This window comes from Shewanella sp. SW32, from assembly GCF_025653365.1.
Classification (GTDB): Bacteria; Pseudomonadota; Gammaproteobacteria; order Enterobacterales; family Shewanellaceae; genus Shewanella; species Shewanella oncorhynchi.
On sequence record NZ_JAKKSJ010000082.1, the window covers coordinates 1 to 1,880 of the forward strand.

1 protein-coding gene and 1 pseudogene are annotated in these 1,880 nt (G+C 43.7%); both read right to left on the reverse strand.

What is annotated here, in order from left to right; translation table 11 throughout:
• Positions 1-757, reverse strand: a pseudogene (locus L5M28_RS23815) (flagellin); the annotation flags it as partial.
• A gap of 212 nt (positions 758-969) precedes the next feature.
• Positions 970-1,880, reverse strand: a 911-nt coding sequence (locus L5M28_RS23820; RefSeq protein WP_317630076.1) for a flagellin, incomplete at its 5' end; no start/stop codon positions are given.

Below are 1,880 nucleotides of genomic sequence, written 5' to 3' on the forward strand. Positions count from 1 at the left end.
GGAGTTTACCTGTATCTGTTAGACTCAAACCTTTTAACGTAGTGCTGAGAGAGGCTTCAGCCTTAACGCCTGTGCCAGCCTTATTAATGTCATCTGCAACAGTAGTAACATAGGCATCTGCTCCAACCGCCACTGTTTTACCATTGATAGCAAAGCCAGCAACACCTGTAACAGTACCAATGGCCGTTGCTAAATTGGTTGTGGCCGCTTTACCGTATACAGTCCCTGCACCTGAAATGGTATTATTGCCTAGTTTGGTAGAAGCCACATCACCCAAAGAAATTGAAATGGTTTCATTAGCGTTTGAACCCACCTGGAATTTCTGAGTACCATAAGTACCATCCAACAGCTTCTGACCACCAAACGAGGTAGTGTCAGAAATACGAGTTAATTCTGTTTGCAAAGATGAAATCTCTTTTTGCATTGCAGCGCGGTCATCTGCTGAGTTAGAACCGTTGGCAGATTGCAGTGACAGGTCACGCATACGTTGCAAAATGTCGGTAGACGTCTGCATCGCACCTTCGGCAGTTTGCGCAATTGAGATACCATCGTTAGCATTACGTTGTGCCACATCCAAGCCATTAATCTGACTGGTCAAACGGTTAGAAATTTGCAGACCTGCAGCATCGTCTTTGGCACTGTTAATACGCAGGCCAGATGACAGACGCTCCATGGAGGTTTTTAATGCGCTGTTCGCGCTGTTCAAGTTCTTTTGTGAGCTCAGCGAGGTCACGTTGGTATTAACAGTAATTGCCATGATATTGGTTCCTCATATTACCTGGTAGACAACTGCCTGAGCTGTTCAGCCAGGCGAAGCTTAACTTGTTACATTTACTGTAACGGCAAAGGAGGGGCAAACTTTAGTCACTTTTTAAAAATTTTTATAAAGCAATAAAATTATTTAAATTCATAAAATTAAAAATGCCAGCAATTGCTGGCATTTTAGTTTAAAGAGGTATTGAGAAATGATTAACCACCAAGCAGTGACAGCGCAACCTGTGGAATTTGATTCGCTTGTGCCAGCATAGCAGACGAGGTTTGTGACAGAATCTGCTGTTTGGTCATAGTGGCAGTTTCTTTTGCAAAGTCCACATCTTGAATTCGGCTTCTGGCATCTGATACGTTAGTCGAAATATTATTCAAGTTATTGATCGTAAAGCTCATACGATTCTGTACAGCACCCAAGTCAGAACGGCTACTATCAATACCAGCAATTGCGGCGTCAATCACTGCCAGCGCATCCTGAGCACCTTTCGCAGTATTGATATCAATCTTGCTTACCGAATTCAATGTTGAGCTACCACCGGTTGCTGTCACTCCACCGCCTAACAACTCATTAACGGCTGCACCACCTGAAACACTAAATTTGTCTGAAGATGATAGATTCAGTGAAGACGCTACACTGACTGAGGTATTTGTATCATCAGCTGTATTACCACCTAATGTTGCTGTTGATGCTGCTGTTCCCCCGGTAAGCTCAACCCCATCAACCCCTTTAGCATTAATAGTGATGTCACCAGTATCAGTATCATAACTGATATCATAGCCAGCCTTGCCTAAGTCAGCAGCTAATGCTTTTGAATCACCCTTGTATGTGGATAAGTCATATGAATCAACTTTTGCTCCAGCGTCGCTGACAATATTGAGTTTACCTGTATCTGTTAGACTCAAACCTTTTAACGTAGTGCTGAGAGAGGCTTCAGCCTTAACGCCTGTGCCAGCCTTATTAATGTCATCTGCAACAGTAGTAACATAGGCATCTGCTCCAACCGCCACTGTTTTACCATTGATAGCAAAGCCAGCAACACCTGTAACAGTACCAATGGCCGTTGCTAAATTGGTTGTGGCCGCTTTACCGTATACAGTCCCTGCACCTGAAA